This window comes from Dehalococcoidia bacterium (assembly GCA_035528575.1).
Classification (GTDB): Bacteria; Chloroflexota; Dehalococcoidia; order E44-bin15; family E44-bin15; genus DATKYK01.
This window is the reverse complement of the sequence record DATKYK010000008.1, coordinates 43,115-61,497: the sequence shown is the minus strand read 5'-3', so window position 1 is coordinate 61,497 and position 18,383 is coordinate 43,115. Positions and strand designations below refer to the sequence as shown.

Below are 18,383 nucleotides of genomic sequence, written 5' to 3'. Positions count from 1 at the left end.
AATGAGGTTGCGCCCTATATCCTGTGCCAGGTCCCCCCGGATGGTCCCCGGTGCAGAGCGTGCCGGGTCGGTCTCACCCATAGCATTTCTAACCACTGCTACCGCATCTTCGCCCTCGAAGATGGCAGCGATAATCGGGCGTGAGGTGATAAATTCGACAAGCCCTTCGAAGAATGGTTTGCCCTCATGGACAGCGTAGTGGCGCTTCGCCAGCGCCCCATCCACCCAGATCATCTTCACCGCCACGATCTTGAGCCCCTGCCCCTCAAGGCGGGAGATAATCTCCCCCACAAGCCCCCTCTCCAGGGCATCCGGTTTCAATAGTACGAGTGTCCGCTTCATAACTACTCCTTACGAAAGTTCTTGTGACGGTCTTTACAGGTTCTAGAGTACACTCCTCGCCCGGTACCGCTCACCCGCTTTTCTTAATCCTTCAATATGACAGAGAATGGCCTCTTTAGTATTAGCTGAAGTCTCCTCTTTAGTGCGGCCCTCGGTAATGCAACAAGTGAATGATAGCATAGGGATAATGTAACCCCTTCACCTTCCCCAGGATGCGAATTCAACATCTGTGGCCACTATTCCGTTCTCAGTCCTCTTTTCACAATCCCCTTGAAAACTCTGGCCGAAGCGAAGATGGATCCCTTTTAGTTAAAACATATCCTAACTCTTCTATCATACCTTCTTTGTCTTGAGGCAATCTCCCCCGAATAGCTTGATAATTTGAGGCATGCATCGAGCTAAAGAAACAATTAGTAAAGTTAGCTCGCTCTATAATAGTTTTCAACTCCTCAAGAGACTGGAACGGAGAAATCAGATGGAAATTACCCTCTTTCCATTCTTCATAAAGTGGCGTGCCAGGAACCAAGGTTAGAGTTAAGGCACCAGCATATTCTGGATCAATCTCTGAGAGTACTCTAGCCGTGTCCTCGACATGTTTTTCACTCCCCTCAATTCCTGCCAGTCCTAAAATAACAGTTATTGACATAGTGACACCTGCTTCCTTAGCTTTCCTTGCTGCCTTAATAATCTGATTAGAATTTAATCCCTTATTCACTCTTTGAAGCACTTCATCCGAGCCACTTTCTAAACCGGTATAAAGAATCCCCAATTTTAGCTCTTTTAAAGTATTTAACTCCGCCACGTCCCTCCTTAAAAGATCCTGGGGAGTAGCATAAGCAGCAATCCTTTCCAGATTAGGGAATTTTTTATTAAGGTATTCAAGAATTTCCTTTAGCTTTGGGAAAGGGTAAACTAAAGCATCAGCGTCCTGCAGGAATACTCTTTTCCCATCCCAATAATCGAGTGGCGATATCTCTACGCCTGGGATGTCTAAACCATAACTCACCAATGCAGCCAGGGCATCGATTTCCTTTCTAACCCCCTCAATATCTCTCATCTGTAACTTTGAGCCGAAATAACCGCAAAAGGCACAAGTATTATTCGAACAGCCACTGGTTAATGGAAGGAAATAACTTTTCCATTCACTCGGCGGACGAATGATTAGCGGCCTTTCAAAGCTCATCTCGGATCCTCTTGACTTTTACCTAGATAGCCTGTCCAAAATAAATTTGCGGCTTTACCCACCTGCCAGGCCTCCTTCACAATATACATCACTGCTTTGCCTTCTGCTACCGAGGTGCCATCCTCTAACACTGTCATTTTCTTCACCTTCGTTTTTAATGATTGCCAATCGGCACAGGTGGAACAGCTGCATGATGGCAATCTCCTAGTCAGTCCTAATTATACGCAATTCAGAGTGTGCCTCCGCTATAAGCGTGCCGTCTTCCAACCGTATCTCGCCATCGCACACGACAGTCCGCCCACTTACAGATTTTACCCCAGCGCAGAGGAGCAGCCGCTGACCAATCATGGCAGGTTTTCTGTAGCACACCTCCATCTTGACCGTAACAGCATACAGGCCCTGGTAACCAGCAGCATAGCCTATAACCTCATCAAGCATTGTGCATATGAGGCCGCCGTGAACGACTCCGGGCCATCCTTGATACAGCTCACCTGGGATGAATTCCGCTCTAACGCTTTCCCCCTCTTGGTGGAAGTCAAGCTTTAGCCCGATGGTGTTATCGCGGCCGCAGCCAAAACACATGGGTACGTCTTTGGTATCCCATAATGCCATATCTTTCCATATGCTCATCTCTTCCCCTTCTTCGGCTTGGTGATGGCAGGACGGCGTAGGTACAGCGGTTGAACAGTAGCAACATCGTCGCGCTCACCCCTCTCAAGCCTCTTCCAGCCCAGCTCCGCCAGAAATCCAGCGCGGCAGAATGTGTTATCCAATATTACAGCTTTCTCCCCCATCATCTCCTCGATGCGCCGGGCGATATCAGACGACCTCTCCGAAAAACGTCCGCAGAAGACAGTCTTCGAGCTAGTCTTTTCGCAGAGCTTATCCACAGTAGTGATATACTCCTCGACAAGCTGGCGCCACTCGCCGTCCTCCACCTGATACAGCGCAGTTGCGATCTCGCCGCGCCCCACATCCTGTACCGGGCATACGGGGAGACCAGTCGGGGCGTGGGGGTAGGCCTCCACCTCCAGCGTCCCGACGCTCACCATGGGTATGTCCAGTGCGAAGGCCAGTCCCTTCGCCGTGGCGAACCCGACACGCAAGCCGTTGAAGCTGCCCGGCCCTTTGGATACGATGATAGCCTGGATCTTATCTCTCCACACACCCCCCGTCTCCCCCCCAGGCTCTATCTTAGCCTGACGGAGCAGGTGAAGCAGGTTGGGGATTAGCTCTACCGTGTGATTCTGCCCTGAAGGCCAGCTCATCTCCGCCTCCACCTTACCCTCGCTGGATAGGGCTATGCTGGCAATCTCCGTAGCGGTATCTATTGCAAGCTCCATTTTTACACTTTTACTTGATCGGCTTTGCTTTGGGCACTGGCTATACCATCAACTCTGAGACCTTTTTCTTTTCGCACTTTTCGGTCTTGGTTTAAGCCAGGAAAGCATCTCGATATAGCGCTCTCCGCTGGGATTCAGAACCAGATTGCGGCTTGTATCCGAGAGGAGGCTTATCTCCACCAATAGATACTCTTGGGGAAGCACCCCCACCGCCTTCTCCGCCCACTCCACCACGCAAACACCGCTACCGTATAGATAATCGTCCATTCCGAGCTCAACGACCTCATCGATGCTGTCCAGGCGGTAAAGGTCGACATGATACAGTGTAAGTCTCCCTTGATACTGATTGATTACCACAAAGGAGGGGCTGGTGGCATAGCCCGTGATGCCCAGCCCCCAGGCGATGCCCTGGGTGAGACAGGTCTTGCCTGCCCCCAGTCCACCAACGAGCAGAAACAGATCTCCTGCCTGTGATAGCCTCCCCAGCTCCTCACCGAGACTCTGTGTCTCCTCCGGGCTCTCGCTATAAAAGTGCGTCAATGCCCCCTTTTTCAAGCTACTAATCTTCCTCATCTTCCCTTTACGAAGTGCTCCCAGCCAGCCTTCTCAACGCTCAACTCGTTCCCATGTTCATCGATAACCTTAACCATCTCTGGCTCCGCAACGGTCTCGCCGATCACCGTCACCGGGCAGGCAATCGCCCCCCTCACCCTGTCGATAACCTCGCTACGGGCAGTGAAAAGAAGCTCATAGTCCTCTCCCCCTGATAGGGCCAGCTGTATGGCATCGCCCCCGAAGGAGTTTCGAACCAAAGGGTGAACAGGGATCTGGGAGGTAAATAGCCGTGCACCCACCCCACTTGCTTTACATAACCTGCCAAGGTCACCTACCAGCCCATCGCTCAGGTCAATTGCAGCCTTAACCCCGTGGCGTGCCAGGGCCTGCCCCTCCACGACGCGGGGATGTGGTCTCAGGTGTGCCTCCCTGAGCGTGCCCACAGTCTCCTCGTCTTTCAGGTAAAGCTCGAGTACTCCCTGGAGTATTGCCAGCCCCGCCGCAGATGCACCCAGATATCCCGTTACCGCAATCAGTTCCCCGGGAACCGCTGCTGAGCGGGTGAGGACGCTCTGGTTTTTTTGAGCCTTGCCCACCACCGCCAGGCTCACCATTACCACCGGTGCACCGACCGAATCCCCACCCACGATGGACACATCGAAAAGGCGCGCCAGCTCCTCTATCCCTTCGTAGAGCTCTGCGACGCTCGCTACCTCGATATCTCCGGGCAGCCCCAGCGACACCAGGGTATACTGGGGAAGGCCACCCATAGCGGCGATATCGCTCAGGTTCACCGCAAGCGCCTTCCATCCCAGCTCCCGCCAGGTGGTGGTGCTCAGGGTAAAATGGATATCCTGGATCAGGGAGTCGCTGGTGGCAATCTGTGTGGAGACCCCGGTGCGCCAGCAGGCAGCATCGTCACCGATACCGATGAGCACCTGCTTGCCCTTTGGTTGCCCCACAATTTTGGCCAGGAGCTCAATAAGCCCAAACTCCCCCAACTCTGAGACTTTCATATCACGATTATACCCGCTCTGGCCTGACTTATCTAGCCAAGATCGATAAAAGCTGGTATATTTGAGAGGAGATGCGGTATGCGCTCCTGGCAGACATTCACGGAAACCTGGCCGCCTTTGAGGCAGTGCTCCAGGACATCACAGAAAAGGGTGGAGTGGAGGAGCTTTGGTGCCTGGGCGATGTCGTTGGTTACGGACCTGACCCTTCAGCCTGCATTGCGCTGCTCCGTAACCGTCCTCACCTCTGTGTTGCCGGAAATCATGACTGGGCTGCCATTGGCAAGGTTGATATTTCGGATTTCAACCCGGATGCCGCCCAGGCATGCCGCTGGACCGGCGAGCAGTTAAGCGCTGAGGATGTAAAATACCTGGAGAGCCTTCCCCTGACGCTAACTCATCGTGATTTCACCATTGCCCATGGAAGCCCGCGCGATCCAATCTGGGAATACGTGCTATCGGAGAAAAGCGCCAGGGATAACTTCCGCTCTTTTAAGACCAGGTACTGCCTCATCGGACATTCCCATGTCCCCCTAGTCTTTGAGCATGTCGGCGAAACCTGCCTGCTCAAGGACATGCCCGAATCGCTGAGGCTGGGAGAAAACCGCCTGATCATTAATCCCGGCAGCGTCGGTCAGCCACGCGATGGAGACCCGCGCGCGGCATATGCTATCTATGACGAAGGGGACAAGGTAATCTATTATTATCGCATCGATTACGACATCGCGGATACTCAAGAGAGGATGGTGCAAAAGGAGCTACCAACCTTCCTGGTGACGCGGCTCAGCCATGGCTGGTAACTACTTGCCCCGTTTATCGTAGTCGGTGCACCAGGTTGCATTGGGACGCTCGGGGCGGTGGCAGGTGCTTCGCCAGTCCCACTTGCAGCTATCGCAGAGGAAGATATTCTTCCCCTGTGCTTTCTTAAACCTGAGCTTGATTCGATGCCAGAGGCTGGGACCCATATTAAACTCCACAGTAGCCTAAATTAATATACTACGGCAGGAAAATCTTAGCAAGAGGAGGTGATAGGAATGCCCATTGTTCGGGTGGAGATGTGGCAAGGCAGGACCAAATCTCAGAAGGCGGAGCTTGCCAGGGTGATAACCGAGGCGATTGTTACCATCGCGCACACCACCCCGGAGGCAACTACCGTGATATTCGAGGATGTGGCAAGGGAGAACTGGGCTATCGGTGGGGTTCTCTCTTCCCAGTCTTGACTTTGCAATATGGAGATGCTATGGTGTTTTCTGCCACTGGGCCGCTAGCTCAATGGAAGAGCAACTGACTCTTAATCAGTAGGTTCAGGGTTCGAGTCCCTGGCGGCTCACATCTTGTTTTTCTTTTTCGCTTAACACTCCGCTTAACTCCTGGCATCTTCTATCGCTTTCTTCATCAATTGTCCGGGATTATTTATTCAAGCATCTTCATATTCAGATCGGGTAGACGCCCTCCTCTTTTTCCTTCCAGTTTTAACTGCGCTAGTTACACTAGCAGTCACAGGATGGCCTGAAAAAGAGATCACTCTTACACCTACACCTACTACAAAGCCTACGGCTACCACTGCACCTACGCTAAAACCTACTCCTACGCCTACGCTGACACCTATCCACCCTTCAACTATTACGCTCCTTTCACCAGTAAACCTTGCCACCGATACAGGCACAATCTTCTATGACGTGGCGACCGTTCACCTGGTATGGACTGATATGGGTTCTTATACCTATGAGTGGAGTGTGGCTACCAATAGCGGGTTCGCCTCGCTCATCAGCGGATTCACTACCAAAAGCTATGGAGGGAGCCCATTTTAAATCACTTAGGTAACCGGACGACCAATGGGTATACCGAGGGATGTAACACCAAGATAAAGATGCTGAAGCGCAACTCATATGGCATAAGGAATGTGGAGGTCTACTGGAGAAAAATGCTGCTGGGGCTTGTACCATCTCGTAGCTGTTTCCACGTAAATATAACAAAGAGCCGCCCCTTACTTGACAGAATCGAAGAAACGGTGTAGCATAGTCCAATTATGAATTTCCAGGCGTTGACAATTTGGTAGTGGTGAAGTGTCGGAACTGGTAGATAGGCATGACGTAGGATCACGTGCCTTCGGGAGTAGGGGTCCGAATCTCCTCTTCCCCAGGAAAGGAGGTCCTATGGCATAATTGACCCAGGCCAATGGCCTGACTAAGATCCTACCAAGAAAAGCATGGCTTTCTTGGAGTTTACTGAGGAGGATAAAACATGGCTGAAAAGATGGAGGATATCAAAAGCCAGTTGGGTAGCTTGGGGGGACGTTATTGGATCTTTGCCCTGATAGGGGCTCTTATTATTGTGGCGACCACCTACAAGCCCTTCTTTCTGGCCTATTGCACGACAGCCCTTGTGGTGTTGTTCTGCGCCATCGTGTGGTGCCTGTGGCGCAATGCCCCCAAGATCGCTAGGTACGGTATAGCTCTTATCACGCTGGCTGCCTTCGTGTTCTTGCTGTATAACTCGCTGGCAGTGCTATATGGGTGGTCGTCATACATACACCATCCTGCCGAGGCCGATGCGGTAACGTATGGTTATCAGCTCTTTTGGGACCTGTTTGCTAATGACTTAGCGAACATCACAACCGTAGCGAACATTACAGCGGGACTGGGCGGATTAACCGAGTCCACGATTACATCCGCAATCGCCTACGCCATGGGTGGAATCGGATCGCTGCTCTTCCTTGTCAGCGGCCTCATGGGGATAATGGCCGCCCGCCGAGCCTAGTAGAGCATACTTATAAGATATTGACCGAAAAGAGCCTTCCAGCCGTGTGCTGGAAGGCTTCTTATTGGCCCTTGATCCACTTTGAAATAAAAACTTGAGAAGGGCCTCGAACTGTGCTAGGATTCCATTGTGCGGTTCGAGGATCCCGCAGAGCCTTATCAACATAGTGGTAGATACGGAGGAAACGCACATCAGCCGCTCCCCTCAGTTAGCCGAGGAGATAGGGTCGCGTTAATATAGGCCGGGCTGATTTAGCTTCGACAGTTGATACGGGGAAGTGTCGGAACTGGTAGACGAGCATGACTTAGGATCATGTGCCTTCGGGCGTAGGAGTTCGAATCTCCTCTTCCCCACGAAAGGTGACATTATATGAAAAAATATTTCAGGTCAGTGACCTGGCTCCGGCAGTTACCTCGAGAGAAACTGAAAGGGAGGGAAAAGGATGTTAGAATCGATGGTCGGTCCAGATACGATAAAAAAGATAGTGGTAAATATAATGGGGTTGGTCTTTGTCATCCTGGCGTTCGTCGGCATGCTCATGATAGTCTACACCTCCATTAACCCGACGTTCCATGCCCATCTCTGGCCAGCGCTCCTCAGCGTAGGGTTTGCTGTAGCCTGGCTTACGGCAAAGGGTAAGGGCGCTAAGATGGGGCTTGCCGTTATCGCCTTTCTGGTGGCGCTGTGGATTCTGTTAAACTCGATTATGGGTTGGGTAGGACCCGCCGAGGGCTCGGTACTTTCCATGTTCTTAACGCCGTCCAAGATGGCATTCTCAGCAACGGGAGCGCTTCTTATAGTTCTTGGCTCTCTTGTAGGAATTTTGGCAGCCAAGAAGTAATCAGATAGAGCAAGCGCTGCGCTTTTGTACAAAGAAGCTTTCCGGCATCTGTGCTGGAAGGCTTCTTTGTTTATCCCACCTAGACTTATGTTTGGCAGAATTTGAGGTTTTGGCAAAGCGGCCCGATTTCATAATTACGACTGTAGGGTTAGCTAAACAGAAGAGCTTGAGATTAGCCCTGCTGTATGCTAGGATGCTACCATGGAGCAGAGCCACATCAGGAACTTCTGCATCATAGCCCACATCGACCACGGCAAGTCCACGCTGGCCGACCGCCTGCTCGAGCTAACCGGCACCATCAGCAAGCGGGAGATGCGAGAGCAGTTCCTCGACCAGATGGAACTGGAGCGAGAGCGGGGTATCACCATCAAGGCTCAGGCGGTGAGGATGAGCTATATAGCCTCCGATGGCGCGGAGTACCAGCTCAACCTTATCGATACCCCAGGGCACGTCGATTTTACCCATGAGGTCTCGCGCAGCCTGGCCGCCTGCGAGGGGGCGATACTTGTGGTGGATGCCGCTCAGGGTATCCAGGCGCAAACCCTCGCCAATGTCTATATCGCCCGGGAGCATAAACTGGCGCTCATCCCTGTAATCAACAAGATCGATCTGCCCTATGCACAGCCGGAGAAGGTAGCCGGGGAGCTGGAGAGTATCATCAGCTTCCCTGGTAGCGAGGTCATCTTCGCCTCAGCCAAGGAAGGGGTCGGGATAAAAGACATCCTCGAGGCTATCATACAGAGGATCCCTCCCCCTGGAGGGGAGACGGAGGGGCCACTGCGCGCGCTCATCTTCGACTCGAAGTACGACCCCTACAAGGGGGTGATAGCCTATCTGCGGGTGGTCGATGGGGCAGTCTCTAAAGGGGAGCAACTCAGGCTGATGTCCAGGGGGAGACCCATTGAAGCCCTGGAGATCGGCGTGTTCAGGCCGGGTCTAACCCCGGTGGCGCGTCTCAGCACCGGCGAGGTGGGTTACCTGGCCACCGGGCTCAAAAGCATTGCGGAGTGCCCGGTGGGCGATACCATCACCCTTGCCCAGGGGGGTGCCGCGGAGCTGCTTCCCGAATACCGCCCCATCAAGCCCATGGTCTTTGCCGGCCTCTACCCCCTGGTGGGCGATGATTACAATGACCTTCGCGAGGGGCTAGAGAAGCTCAGTCTCAATGACGCTTCCCTTTCCTTTGAGCCGGAGACCAGCGCTGCACTTGGCTTCGGCTTTCGCTGCGGATTCCTGGGGCTGCTCCATATGGAGATCGTCAGGGAGCGGCTGCGGCGGGAGTATGGGCTCGATCTGCTAGCTACCGCCCCCAGCGTCGAATACGAGGTCACAAAAAACGACGGCACCGAGATTGCTGTATCAAACCCATCGAAGATGCCCCCAGTGGGAGAGATCGCGGAGCTAAGGGAACCCTGGATATCGGTTAGTATCATTACCCCGGTCACGTATATCGGCAGCGTGATGGAACTACTCAAGGAACGGCGAGGCGATTATCGTGGGATGGAGTATTTCGCTAAGGAGGTGTCGGAGTCTCGGGACGCTGGCGCTACTCTGCGTGTTCTGCTCCAGTACGATGTCCCCCTCGCTGAGATCATCGTCGATTTCTATGACCAGCTCAAGTCACGTACACAGGGCTACGCTTCTATGGACTACACACTCGCTGCATATCTGCCAGCGAAGCTGGTCAAGCTGGAGATACTATTAAACAACCAGCCTGTAGATGCCCTTTCACTCATCATACCACAGGAGCGGGCCTATCGTCAGGGGAGGGCACTGGTACATAAACTGCGCAAGCTGATCCCCAGGCAGAGTTTCGAGGTCGCTCTTCAGGCGGCAATCGGGCAGAAGGTCATCGTCAGGGAGAATATCAAGCCCTACCGCAAGGACGTCATCGCCAAGTGCTACGGGGGCGATATCACCAGGAAGCGCAAGCTCCTGGGGAAGCAGGCTGCGGGTAAGAAGCGCATGAAGATGGTGGGACGCGTGGAGGTGCCTCCCGAGGCCTTCGTAGAGGTGCTCAAGCTTTAGTACAAGTCTAGCTTCTTCAGATATTCCCTGAATTCGGCGCCCATTCCGGGGTGGCGTAGTCCCAGTGACACAGAGGCCTCAAGTAATCCCAATGGCTTACCAGCATCGTAATATGTACCGTCAAACGCATAGCCATAGATCGCTTGCTGCTTGAGTAAGAGCGCCAGGCCATCGGTTAGCTGAATCTCTCCCCCTCTTCCCGGCGGAGTGGCTCTTAATGCGGCGAAGATCTCGGGGGTTAGAACATATCTGCCCATTATCGCCAGGTCCGAGGGCGCTTCATCGGGCGCCGGTTTTTCCACCATGTCCAGGATACGATATACCCGCTCCGCCAATTGCTCTTGCCTAACCATACCGTATCTTCTGGCATCCTCCCTCGCCACCCGCCGGAGGGCTATCACACTCCCCCTGTAGCGCCGATACACCTCAAGCATCTGCTTAATGAGAGGAGGCTCGGTATCGAAGATGTCATCGGGCAGAGAAACGATAAACGCCTCATCGCCCACCAGCTCTCTGGTGGCGAGAATGGCATGCCCCAGCCCGAGTGGCTCCTCCTGTCTGACGAAGGATATATCGGCCAGCGCGGCAACGCGCCGCACCTCCTCCAGTAGCTCCGTTTCGCCCTTTTGCTGAAGAGCAGATTCCAGCTCCCGGTTCCGGCTGAAATAATCCTCAATGGCGCTTTTCCCCGAGGAGGTTACAATGATGATCCGCTCTATACCCGAGGCCTTAGCCTCCTCAACCACATGCTGTATAAGGGGCTTATCCGCCAGAGGGAGCATTTCCTTGGGGATGGCCTTAGTCGTCGGCAGGAACCTTGTGCCCCAACCGGCTGCCGGGATTACCGCCTTGCGGATCTCCATCACCCTCTCATTCTACACGAAGAACTCATTTACAGGCAAGGCTTCGACCTAATTCAGATAGAAGGTTGACAGCCTGCTGTTATTGCCGAGAAAATAAAACGACTTTCTTTGTCATTGCCACGAAAATAGAGCCCTGATATGGGCCGAAGCGTCGGCCGACCTGTCGGCCTCGGGATAAGATGAAACGCCCATGTCATTCCCGCGCAGGCGGGAATCCAGGCTCATCGGGCTCCGGGTTCCTGCTTCCATAGCACTGACAGACAAGGCCAGGGCAAACATGCGACATTTTCATCATCGGTGGTGCCGCCAGCAAGCGGCATGTTAGATTGCTACGAAAATGGAGTCTAGTCCGCTGGCCCTGAGCGTGTCGAGGGGCAGTTCACTTTCCGATAAGTACGTCCTGAGTTAGCCGAAGGGCTCACCCCGAGCGGCATTAGATACTTCAATTCCCACGGTTGGCGTGTTGCCAACCATCGACAGGAGTCTGCACGAAAAAGCCTTTTCACCCTCGGTTGTACCTATGTAAATAGACAGGATGGATTGCTCGGCAATCCCCACGTATCGTGACAGAACATCAATGAGATTGCCACGTCCCCCGACACGTCGGGGTCCTCGCAATGACAGTTGAACATACCCCATATCGTCATTGCGCGGCAATCCCCATGTCACACTGGGGAATTAGGGATTAGTGATAGTAATCGGGGATTGGTGATGGTTGATGGTTAATACTCCTCGCTCACAGGAATCTGGAAAGGAGGAACCTATTTATTCCCACCTGCCCTGTTATGTGTTTTTACCCCGATTATGTCGGGGGACTCCCCTTTTATCTGAACGAGATCAGTTTTGGCGGTGGCTTGACAACGGACTATGTGTAGGCTAGTATCAGAACGAGGTCGTGCTAGGCGGGGAGCTAGCGGTGCCCTGTACCCGCAATCCGCTATAGCGGGGCGGAACTCCCTCTCGAGGTCTTGAGCCCTTTGGGACTGTCTCTACTAAGTGGCGTTGAAGACTGGGTCCTGCGCGGCAGTAGGCTATGAACCCCGTCAGGTCCGGAAGGAAGCAGCGGTAAGTAGCGTCTTCTGGGTGCCGCAGGGCTGCCTGGTCAGAGCTGGCTGGCAGGGGGCAAGCCAGGGGGCAGGGTCGACAGTGGGTGCACGGCCTTTTTTTATTATATGGACAGAGGGTTGCTGCTCAACCGAACCAAGCGAGAACTGCGTCGTCTCGACCTTCAGGCAAAGAAGGGTCTGGGGCAGCATTTCCTGGTCGACGAGCAGGTGCTAAGGAGGCTGATCTCGGCAGCAGAGCTCACCACCGCTGATACCGTGGTTGAGGTGGGGCCCGGCTTGGGCATATTAACCAGGGAGCTGGCGAAGGGAGCAGGCAGGGTTATCGCCGTCGAGATCGATACCAGGATGGCTGCCGCCCTCCAGGAAAATCTCACCTCCTGGCCTAATGTTACCATTATCAATACCGATGTCCTGGAATGTGCCCCGTCATCGTTACTGGATATTGAAACCCGATATAAAGTAGTAGGCACCCTACCTTACTACATCGCAACTGCAGTGCTGCGCCACTTTCTGGAGTCCCGGATTAAGCCCCATTCTATGGTAGTTACCCTGCAAAAGGAGGTAGCTCAGGCTATAGTGGCCCCGCCGGGGAGAATGAGCTTGCTTAGCATCAGCGTGCAATTCTATGGCAAGCCCATTATCATGGACTACGTGTCGGCAAAGAGCTTCTACCCCAAGCCCAAGGTAGACTCCGCTATTATGCGCATCGACCTGTACGAGCACCCCCCGGTTGATGTGACAGATGAAGCCAAATTCTTTAGTGTCGTTCGCGGCGGTTTCAGAGCGCCACGTAAAAAACTTCGAAATTCCCTGGCGCTGGGTCTGGAGATGGCGGCGGGTGAGGCCGAAGCCCTGCTGGAGCAGGCGGGGATAAGCCCGAGTCGGCGCGCCGAGACGCTAAGCCTGGAGGATTGGGCCCAGGTTTATCGCGTGTTTTCTAAACCGGACTAATGCCCTATTAGTGTAGACTACATAGATCGTCTTGAGAGCGTCCTATATGAAGAGACGTTTTATAAGTGCGGAAAAAAGATGCTAACCGTCTCTGCCTATGCAAAGATCAACCTGACCCTCGAGGTGCTGGGCAGGCGTGCCGATGGTTACCACGAGGTTGCCACCGTACTCCAGCAGATCGACCTCAAAGATACGCTCTCTTTTGAGTCCCTGGCAGAGCATCGCGGTATAAGCCTGGATTGCAACCATCCCGACCTGGCACTCTCCCCACCCTCCCCAAAGTACGAAAAACCACCAAACCTGGTGACGGAGGCAGCTAACTTGCTTCAGGAAGTCGCTGGCTCACGGCAGGGGGCGGCAATCTCCATTAGAAAGCGCATTCCGATAGCCGCAGGGCTGGGCGGCGGTGCAAGCGATGCCGCGGCAACCTTAAGAGCGCTGAACGAGCTGTGGGGACTGGGGTTGTCGCTGGATGAAATGCTGCCATTGGCATCGAGGCTCGGCTCCGATACCGCCTTCTTCCTCTATGGAGGCACCGCCCTCGGGGAAGGACGTGGTGAGAGGATTAGCCCGCTACCCACCTTCCCCCCTTCACAGGTATTGCTATTCAGGCCACCCGTTTCTATCCCATCACGTAAAACGGAGAGCCTCTACGCCTCACTGGACCCATCCTGCTTCAGCGAGGGGCAATTCACCAGGAGTATGGTAGCTTCACTTCATCAGGTGGGTGAGCCTCCGCCCTCCTCCTTTTTCAACGCCTTCGAGAGGATCGCCTTCGCCACCTATGCAGGGCTGGAGGAATACTGGCAGCGCTTTTTCGCGCTGGGAGCCGACAATGTTCACCTCGCCGGCTCGGGCCCAACCCTCTTCACCATGGTGCAGGGTAAGGCTCAAGGGCAAAAGCTATATCGCTCCCTCAGAAGAGAGGGGCTGGAGGCTTATCTTGTTCAGACCATGGCGAAGGGTTAAAACCTCTTCCTCAAGCCTACTTCAGCGCATCTTCTGGCTAATGGAACTGAGAGGGACGAAGAGGTGGCTGCTATTAGCCGTTATTGCCATCCTGATTGCTCTGATTTGCTATGGCATCTATCACCTCTACGACTACTTTGGAGAGTTTAAGGAGTATAAGTATCTTGGCGCCTTCCTGGTGGGATTCATCTCCAGCAGCACTATTATCTTCCCAATACCGGGTATCGCTGCAATAGTGGCTATCGCTCTCGATCCTTCCCTTAACTGGGCTCTGGTGGCACTGGCAGCGGCGGTCGGCGGGGGGCTTGGGGAATCTACAGCATACCTTGCTGGCTACGGCGGCGCAGTGGTCATAGCTCCAGAACACTCAACCAGGTATAAGAGGGCGGAAAACTGGATGGGGCGCTACGGTAGTGCGACCATATTTATCTTCTCCATTACCTGGCTGCCTTTCGACGTTGTGGGAATCGCCGCCGGGGCACTGCGATTCCCCTTCTGGAAATTCCTGCTGGCCACCCTTGCAGGACGCCTGCCACGGTCGCTTCTCGAGTGCTATCTGGCCCTTAAGGGATGGGAAATATTGAGCGAGCTCGAATGGTGGAGCGGGCTCGCGTGGTGGAGCTGGGTCATCATCGGTGTTGGCGTGGCGGTTATTATCGTCGGCATCATAGTAATATGGAAGCGTAGGCAGGGATGAAGATGATTTGCATGATTGTATATACCGCTACGGAGCATATCGTGATAAAAGCGATACTATGTTGTTACCTTATCAGGGATGTTTTGGAGGCTCACCGTGTTTCGACCATGGCAAGGCGCTAACACATTGTTAGCTAGCATGGTTCGTCATATCTCCCAGCCACGGGAGATAAGCGGAAAGACTAGGTGGCTGCTGGGAGCTGTGATGTTTATCGCGGTAGCAGCCCTTTGCTATGCTATATATCGCCTCTGGCCATATATGAAAGGGTTTGAGGAGTATGGCACTATTGGCGCCTTTATCGTATCTTTTATAACCAGCACCACTGTTATTTTCCCCTTGCCCGGCTTCGCCATCATCGGGGTCATCGCTGCCAACCCCGCCCTCGACTGGGCTCTGGTGGCAGTTGCAGCGACTATTGGTGGTGGGCTGGGTGAATCTACCGCATACCTTGCTGGTTATGGAGGCGCCGCAATCATCACTCACGAGCAGTCAAAGTTGTATACAATGGCTGAGAACTGGATGAGGCGCCACGGCAGTGCGACTATATTTATCTTCGCCCTCACCCCACTTCCTTTCGACGTCGCTGGCATCGCCGCCGGAGCATTACGGTTCTCCTTCTGGAAATTCCTGCTGGCGACCATCGCGGGACGCTTGCCAAAGACGCTCATTGGGTGCTATCTGGCCTATAAGGGATGGGAGATATTGAGCGGGCGAGAATGGTGGAGCGGGCTACCATGGTGGAGCTGGGTAATCGTCGGTGTTAGTCTGGCGGTTATGACCGTGAGTATCATAATACTGTGGCGGCGACTTAAGGCATGAATCGATATTCATGGCGGTATCGCTCGATATAAGACACAGCTTTGTTAGAACCTAGGTGGTGTTGGAGATATGGCCACGATGGATGAGACACTCGTTTCCCTTGACCTGGAGACCACAGGGCTGGACCCAACAAGGGATGAGATTATTGAGATCGGGGCGGTCAAGTTTCGTGGTGACGAGGTGGTTGACACCTTCCACACCATGGTGAAGCCCTATCGCCCCTTGCCCTATGGTATACAAATACTAACCGGGATCACCCCCCGAGAGGTGGAGGCTGCCCCTCCGCTGGCGGTGGTTCTCGGCAATCTGGTCTCCTTCATCGGCGACCACCCCATTGTAGGGCAGAGCACCACCTTCGACCTAGGCTTCCTTTCCGAAAAGGGAATAAGCCTAGAAAATAGAGTATACGATACCTTCGAGCTCGCCAGAATCCTGCTGCCAACGCTCTCCGACTACCGCCTCTCCGCGATAGCCGTGGAGCTTAATGTATCTTCCCCCATTCACCACCGCGCCCTTCCCGACGCAACAACGGCCAAGGATGTATTTCTGGCGCTCCTCGATAAAGCCCAGGGCCTTGACACCTCTATCATTGCTGAGCTCGATCGGCTGAGTACTGGTATGGATTGGCCGCTGGCTCACCTCTTTCGCCGGATATCAGGGGAAAAGCTGGGAGATGTCTTTTCACCGGTTGGCGAATTGGAGCTCAATGTCCTCAGTCAGGCGCGCCAGAAAGAAGAGCGCCTAGTCCCCAATCCAGAGCGCAAACCCCTGGACCTGGAGGAGTTGACTGGAATGCTGGGAAGGGATGGTGCGGTAGCGCAGGCACTCCCTCAATTCGAGCATCGCCCTGAGCAGGTAGAGATGATGCAGGCAGTAGCGGGAACGCTTAACCGGGGTGAGCGCCTTATAGTGGAGGCGGGCACAGGAACGGGAAAGTCCATTGCTTATCTCCTGCCAGCCATCTCTTTCGCCCTTGAGAATAACGTTCCCGTAGTTATCTCGACAAACACCATAAACCTGCAGGAGCAACTGACAAAAAAGGACATACCCGACCTGGCTAGGGCGCTGGAATCAGGCTCCCTCCGATATGCGCAGCTTAAGGGGCGAAATAACTACCTATGTCTCAGGCGATGGAATCTGCTAAGAAGGAACCAAGCATTCTCCCTAGAGGAGGTCAGGTTGATATTGCGCACACTGGTTTGGCTGGCAACAACCCCCACCGGGGATCGGGCGGAGATCAACCTGAGAGCAGAGGAAATCCCTATCTGGAATCGGGTCTGCGCCCAGGCGGAGAGCTGCCTTGGAGGCCAGTGCCCCTACCAGAGGCGAGGGCACTGCTTCCTCTACCGGGCGAGGCGAAAGGCAGAGGGGGCACACCTTATCGTTGCCAATCACGCCCTGTTACTCTCCCAGATCGCCACCGGGAGCACTATTCTGCCCGAATACAGCCACCTCATCATCGATGAGGCACACCATCTTGAGGAAGAGGCTACGGAGCAATGGGGCTTTGAGGTGAGAGAGCGCGACCTAGCTAGCTATCTAAATCTCTTGAGCGGAAAAAGCGAAGCGGCGGTGGGGGCGTATAATGCCGGGCTTCTTTTCCAGTTGGGCGATTACTTTAGAGGGAGTTCCATTTCACCATCCCGCCAGAAGGAGATAGAGGAGTTAGCTCAAAGCATTCATCGTACTATAGAACACGGCCGTGAGCGAGTCATCGAGTTCTTCGAAATTATCCGGCATTTTTTGGAGGCCCATGCTGAGGGTAAGGGCAGGTATGAGCATCGGTTGCGCCTTACCAGGACGGTGCTCAGCCAGCCCGACTGGCGCAACGTAGCACTCGCCGCGGAGAACCTGAGCCTGGCACTGGGACAGATCGATTCCGCGCTAAATCGCCTTTATTCGATGCTGGAGCCTTTATCCGACACCCTGGACCACGAAAACCTGATGGTTGAGCTTTCATCCCTAATCTATCGCGGCAGCGAGCTGCGCCATCGAATTGATTCCACAATCCATCAACAGGTAGAGGGGGAGGAGAGTGAGAGCCAAAAGGGAGAAACGATCCACTGGCTCTCTTCAATAGGCGACATACTTACCCTGTGTGCGGCGCCGCTTCATGTGGGGCCAGCCCTAAAAGATGAGCTCTTCTCGCGGAAGGAATGCGTGGTGCTCACCAGCGCCACGTTAAGCACCGAGGGACACTTCGAGTACATAAAGGGGCGACTGGGTCTTGAAGATACTGGCGAGCTCCTACTGGGCTCTTCCTTCGATTACATGGGAGCAGCGCTGGTATATATCCCGGATGACATTCCGGAGCCAGGTCAGCCGGGCTATCAGCAAGCAGTGGAGCAGGTTCTAATCGACCTATGCCGTGCCACCGGCGGAAGAACTCTCGCCCTTTTCACCTCCCATGCGGCACTACGGGCAAGCTATGAGGCTATCCGTGCACCCCTCCAGGGGGAAGACATCCTCGTTCTGGGGCAGGGGCTCGATGGCTCCCCACGGCAGCTTCTCCAGTCCTTAAAAAGCAATCCCCAGTCCGTGCTACTGGGCACCGCAAGCCTCTGGGAGGGCATCGATGTGGTAGGCGAGGCGCTGAGCGTGCTGGTGATGGCGAGGCTTCCCTTCAGCGTGCCCACCGACCCGATATTTATGGCCCGCTCCGAGTTCTTCAATGATCCCTTCAACGAATATGCACTGCCCCAGGCAGTTCTAAGGTTCAAGCAGGGCTTCGGACGCCTGATCCGCAGCAGAAGCGACCGGGGGGCTATCGTGGTGCTTGACCGCAGGATTAAATCGAAGAACTACGGTACTGCTTTCCTGGACTCGGTGCCCCTCTGCACAGCGAAAAGCGGCCCGGCGCGCCAGTTACCCGGAGAGGTGGTAGCGTGGCTCAAATTATGAAGTGGAACTCGGGGATCCCTTCCTATTTCTTTATGCTATCGCCGCAAATTA

The 18,383-nt window shown here is 54.2% G+C and carries 22 protein-coding genes, 2 tRNA genes and 1 other RNA gene; 14 read left to right on the top strand and 11 right to left on the bottom strand.

Features of this window, described 5'->3' with window-relative positions; all coding sequences use genetic code 11:
- The 7 genes from VMX96_01450 to thiL all read right to left on the bottom strand — a co-directional run.
- On the bottom strand, positions 1–342 hold a 342-nt coding region (locus VMX96_01450), incomplete at its 3' end, for a nucleoside-diphosphate kinase (protein ID HUU62577.1).
- 259 nt (positions 343–601) lie between these two features.
- The gene (locus VMX96_01445; protein HUU62576.1) at positions 602–1,525 is read right to left on the bottom strand and encodes a radical SAM protein; all 924 of its coding nucleotides are present in this window, start codon (positions 1,523–1,525) and stop codon (positions 602–604) included.
- Positions 1,522–1,662, bottom strand: coding sequence for a hypothetical protein (locus tag VMX96_01440; protein ID HUU62575.1), 141 nt, complete (start codon positions 1,660–1,662; stop codon positions 1,522–1,524). Before VMX96_01440 ends, VMX96_01445 begins: the two co-directional genes overlap by 4 nt.
- A gap of 67 nt (positions 1,663–1,729) precedes the next feature.
- Complete coding sequence (locus tag VMX96_01435) at positions 1,730–2,155, bottom strand: PaaI family thioesterase (GenBank protein HUU62574.1); 426 nt, start codon at positions 2,153–2,155, stop codon at positions 1,730–1,732.
- Complete coding sequence (gene tsaB / locus VMX96_01430) at positions 2,152–2,868, bottom strand: tRNA (adenosine(37)-N6)-threonylcarbamoyltransferase complex dimerization subunit type 1 TsaB (protein ID HUU62573.1); 717 nt, start codon at positions 2,866–2,868, stop codon at positions 2,152–2,154. The genes VMX96_01435 and tsaB overlap by 4 nt, the downstream gene beginning before the upstream one ends.
- A 48-nt stretch (positions 2,869–2,916) precedes the next feature.
- A complete protein-coding gene (gene tsaE / locus VMX96_01425; GenBank protein ID HUU62572.1) occupies positions 2,917–3,408 on the bottom strand; it encodes a tRNA (adenosine(37)-N6)-threonylcarbamoyltransferase complex ATPase subunit type 1 TsaE in 492 nt (163 codons plus the stop codon).
- A gap of 29 nt (positions 3,409–3,437) precedes the next feature.
- Positions 3,438–4,439, bottom strand: a complete 1,002-nt coding sequence (gene thiL / locus VMX96_01420; GenBank protein HUU62571.1) for a thiamine-phosphate kinase — start codon at positions 4,437–4,439, stop codon at positions 3,438–3,440.
- Between the two features lie 71 nt (positions 4,440–4,510).
- On the opposite strand from thiL, the gene VMX96_01415 reads away from it, so the two are divergent.
- Positions 4,511–5,236 (top strand): metallophosphoesterase family protein, encoded by a 726-nt coding sequence (locus tag VMX96_01415; protein ID HUU62570.1) that lies wholly within the window; start codon positions 4,511–4,513, stop codon positions 5,234–5,236.
- Here VMX96_01415 and VMX96_01410 read toward each other — a convergent pair whose 3' ends face one another.
- Positions 5,237–5,401, bottom strand: a complete 165-nt coding sequence (locus VMX96_01410; GenBank protein ID HUU62569.1) for a hypothetical protein — start codon at positions 5,399–5,401, stop codon at positions 5,237–5,239.
- A gap of 69 nt (positions 5,402–5,470) precedes the next feature.
- Between VMX96_01410 and VMX96_01405 the strand changes: the two genes are divergently transcribed.
- Together VMX96_01405 and VMX96_01400 are read left to right on the top strand one after the other, a co-directional pair.
- Positions 5,471–5,656 carry a tautomerase family protein gene (locus VMX96_01405; GenBank protein HUU62568.1) on the top strand — a complete coding sequence of 62 codons (186 nt, stop codon included), beginning with the start codon at positions 5,471–5,473 and terminating at the stop codon, positions 5,654–5,656.
- Positions 5,657–5,694: 38 nt separating this feature from the next.
- A tRNA-Lys gene (locus tag VMX96_01400) sits at positions 5,695–5,766 on the top strand.
- Between the two features lie 87 nt (positions 5,767–5,853).
- Here the strand turns inward: VMX96_01400 and VMX96_01395 are convergent.
- Positions 5,854–6,090, bottom strand: a complete 237-nt coding sequence (locus tag VMX96_01395; GenBank protein HUU62567.1) for a hypothetical protein — start codon at positions 6,088–6,090, stop codon at positions 5,854–5,856.
- 120 nt (positions 6,091–6,210) lie between these two features.
- Here VMX96_01395 and VMX96_01390 point away from each other — a divergent pair, with 120 nt between their 5' ends.
- The 5 genes from VMX96_01390 (at position 6,211) to lepA (ending at position 10,065) form a co-directional block, all read left to right on the top strand.
- Complete coding sequence (locus VMX96_01390; GenBank protein ID HUU62566.1) at positions 6,211–6,453, top strand: transposase; 243 nt, start codon at positions 6,211–6,213, stop codon at positions 6,451–6,453.
- A 227-nt stretch (positions 6,454–6,680) separates the two neighbouring features.
- The gene (locus tag VMX96_01385) at positions 6,681–7,196 is read left to right on the top strand and encodes a hypothetical protein (protein HUU62565.1); all 516 of its coding nucleotides are present in this window, start codon (positions 6,681–6,683) and stop codon (positions 7,194–7,196) included.
- A 271-nt stretch (positions 7,197–7,467) separates the two neighbouring features.
- Positions 7,468–7,549: transfer RNA gene (locus tag VMX96_01380), tRNA-Leu, on the top strand.
- A gap of 89 nt (positions 7,550–7,638) precedes the next feature.
- Complete coding sequence (locus VMX96_01375) at positions 7,639–8,037, top strand: hypothetical protein (GenBank protein ID HUU62564.1); 399 nt, start codon at positions 7,639–7,641, stop codon at positions 8,035–8,037.
- 201 nt (positions 8,038–8,238) lie between these two features.
- On the top strand, positions 8,239–10,065 hold the full coding sequence (lepA, locus tag VMX96_01370) for a translation elongation factor 4 (GenBank protein ID HUU62563.1): 1,827 nt from the start codon (positions 8,239–8,241) through the stop codon (positions 10,063–10,065).
- Here the strand turns inward: lepA and galU are convergent.
- Both galU and VMX96_01360 read right to left on the bottom strand, forming a co-directional pair.
- Entirely contained in the window at positions 10,062–10,928 is an 867-nt protein-coding gene (galU, locus tag VMX96_01365; protein HUU62562.1) for a UTP--glucose-1-phosphate uridylyltransferase GalU, read from the bottom strand. The genes lepA and galU overlap by 4 nt on opposite strands.
- A 405-nt stretch (positions 10,929–11,333) precedes the next feature.
- Positions 11,334–11,546, bottom strand: a complete 213-nt coding sequence (locus VMX96_01360; GenBank protein ID HUU62561.1) for a hypothetical protein — start codon at positions 11,544–11,546, stop codon at positions 11,334–11,336.
- Positions 11,547–11,821: 275 nt separating this feature from the next.
- On the opposite strand from VMX96_01360, the gene ffs reads away from it, so the two are divergent.
- From ffs to VMX96_01330, 6 genes are all read left to right on the top strand, one after another.
- Positions 11,822–12,086: signal recognition particle sRNA large type (gene ffs / locus VMX96_01355), an RNA gene on the top strand.
- 26 nt (positions 12,087–12,112) lie between these two features.
- Positions 12,113–12,946, top strand: coding sequence for a 16S rRNA (adenine(1518)-N(6)/adenine(1519)-N(6))-dimethyltransferase RsmA (gene rsmA, locus VMX96_01350; protein ID HUU62560.1), 834 nt, complete (start codon positions 12,113–12,115; stop codon positions 12,944–12,946).
- A gap of 78 nt (positions 12,947–13,024) precedes the next feature.
- The gene (ispE, locus tag VMX96_01345) at positions 13,025–13,915 is read left to right on the top strand and encodes a 4-(cytidine 5'-diphospho)-2-C-methyl-D-erythritol kinase (GenBank protein ID HUU62559.1); all 891 of its coding nucleotides are present in this window, start codon (positions 13,025–13,027) and stop codon (positions 13,913–13,915) included.
- Complete coding sequence (locus tag VMX96_01340; GenBank protein HUU62558.1) at positions 13,890–14,612, top strand: VTT domain-containing protein; 723 nt, start codon at positions 13,890–13,892, stop codon at positions 14,610–14,612. The genes ispE and VMX96_01340 overlap by 26 nt, the downstream gene beginning before the upstream one ends.
- A 126-nt stretch (positions 14,613–14,738) precedes the next feature.
- A complete protein-coding gene (locus VMX96_01335) occupies positions 14,739–15,431 on the top strand; it encodes a VTT domain-containing protein (protein HUU62557.1) in 693 nt (230 codons plus the stop codon).
- A 78-nt stretch (positions 15,432–15,509) separates the two neighbouring features.
- Positions 15,510–18,332 (top strand): helicase C-terminal domain-containing protein, encoded by a 2,823-nt coding sequence (locus VMX96_01330; protein HUU62556.1) that lies wholly within the window; start codon positions 15,510–15,512, stop codon positions 18,330–18,332.
- The last annotated feature ends 51 nt before the right edge of the window (positions 18,333–18,383 follow it).

Bases quoted from the DNA above. Each gene is read 5' to 3' on its own strand.
- VMX96_01445 (HUU62576.1), bottom strand. From the start codon at position 1,525: ATGAGCTTTGAAAGGCCGCTAATCATTCGTCCGCCGAGTGAATGGAAA.
- VMX96_01440 (HUU62575.1), bottom strand. From the start codon at position 1,662: ATGACAGTGTTAGAGGATGGCACCTCGGTAGCAGAAGGCAAAGCAGTG.
- VMX96_01435 (HUU62574.1), bottom strand. From the start codon at position 2,155: ATGAGCATATGGAAAGATATGGCATTATGGGATACCAAAGACGTACCC.
- tsaB (HUU62573.1), bottom strand. From the start codon at position 2,868: ATGGAGCTTGCAATAGATACCGCTACGGAGATTGCCAGCATAGCCCTA.
- thiL (HUU62571.1), bottom strand. From the start codon at position 4,439: ATGAAAGTCTCAGAGTTGGGGGAGTTTGGGCTTATTGAGCTCCTGGCC.
- VMX96_01415 (HUU62570.1), top strand. From the start codon at position 4,511: ATGCGGTATGCGCTCCTGGCAGACATTCACGGAAACCTGGCCGCCTTT.
- VMX96_01410 (HUU62569.1), bottom strand. From the start codon at position 5,401: ATGGGTCCCAGCCTCTGGCATCGAATCAAGCTCAGGTTTAAGAAAGCA.
- VMX96_01405 (HUU62568.1), top strand. From the start codon at position 5,471: ATGCCCATTGTTCGGGTGGAGATGTGGCAAGGCAGGACCAAATCTCAG.
- VMX96_01385 (HUU62565.1), top strand. From the start codon at position 6,681: ATGGCTGAAAAGATGGAGGATATCAAAAGCCAGTTGGGTAGCTTGGGG.
- VMX96_01375 (HUU62564.1), top strand. From the start codon at position 7,639: ATGTTAGAATCGATGGTCGGTCCAGATACGATAAAAAAGATAGTGGTA.
- lepA (HUU62563.1), top strand. From the start codon at position 8,239: ATGGAGCAGAGCCACATCAGGAACTTCTGCATCATAGCCCACATCGAC.
- galU (HUU62562.1), bottom strand. From the start codon at position 10,928: ATGGAGATCCGCAAGGCGGTAATCCCGGCAGCCGGTTGGGGCACAAGG.
- ispE (HUU62559.1), top strand. From the start codon at position 13,025: ATGCTAACCGTCTCTGCCTATGCAAAGATCAACCTGACCCTCGAGGTG.
- VMX96_01330 (HUU62556.1), top strand. From the start codon at position 15,510: ATGGATGAGACACTCGTTTCCCTTGACCTGGAGACCACAGGGCTGGAC.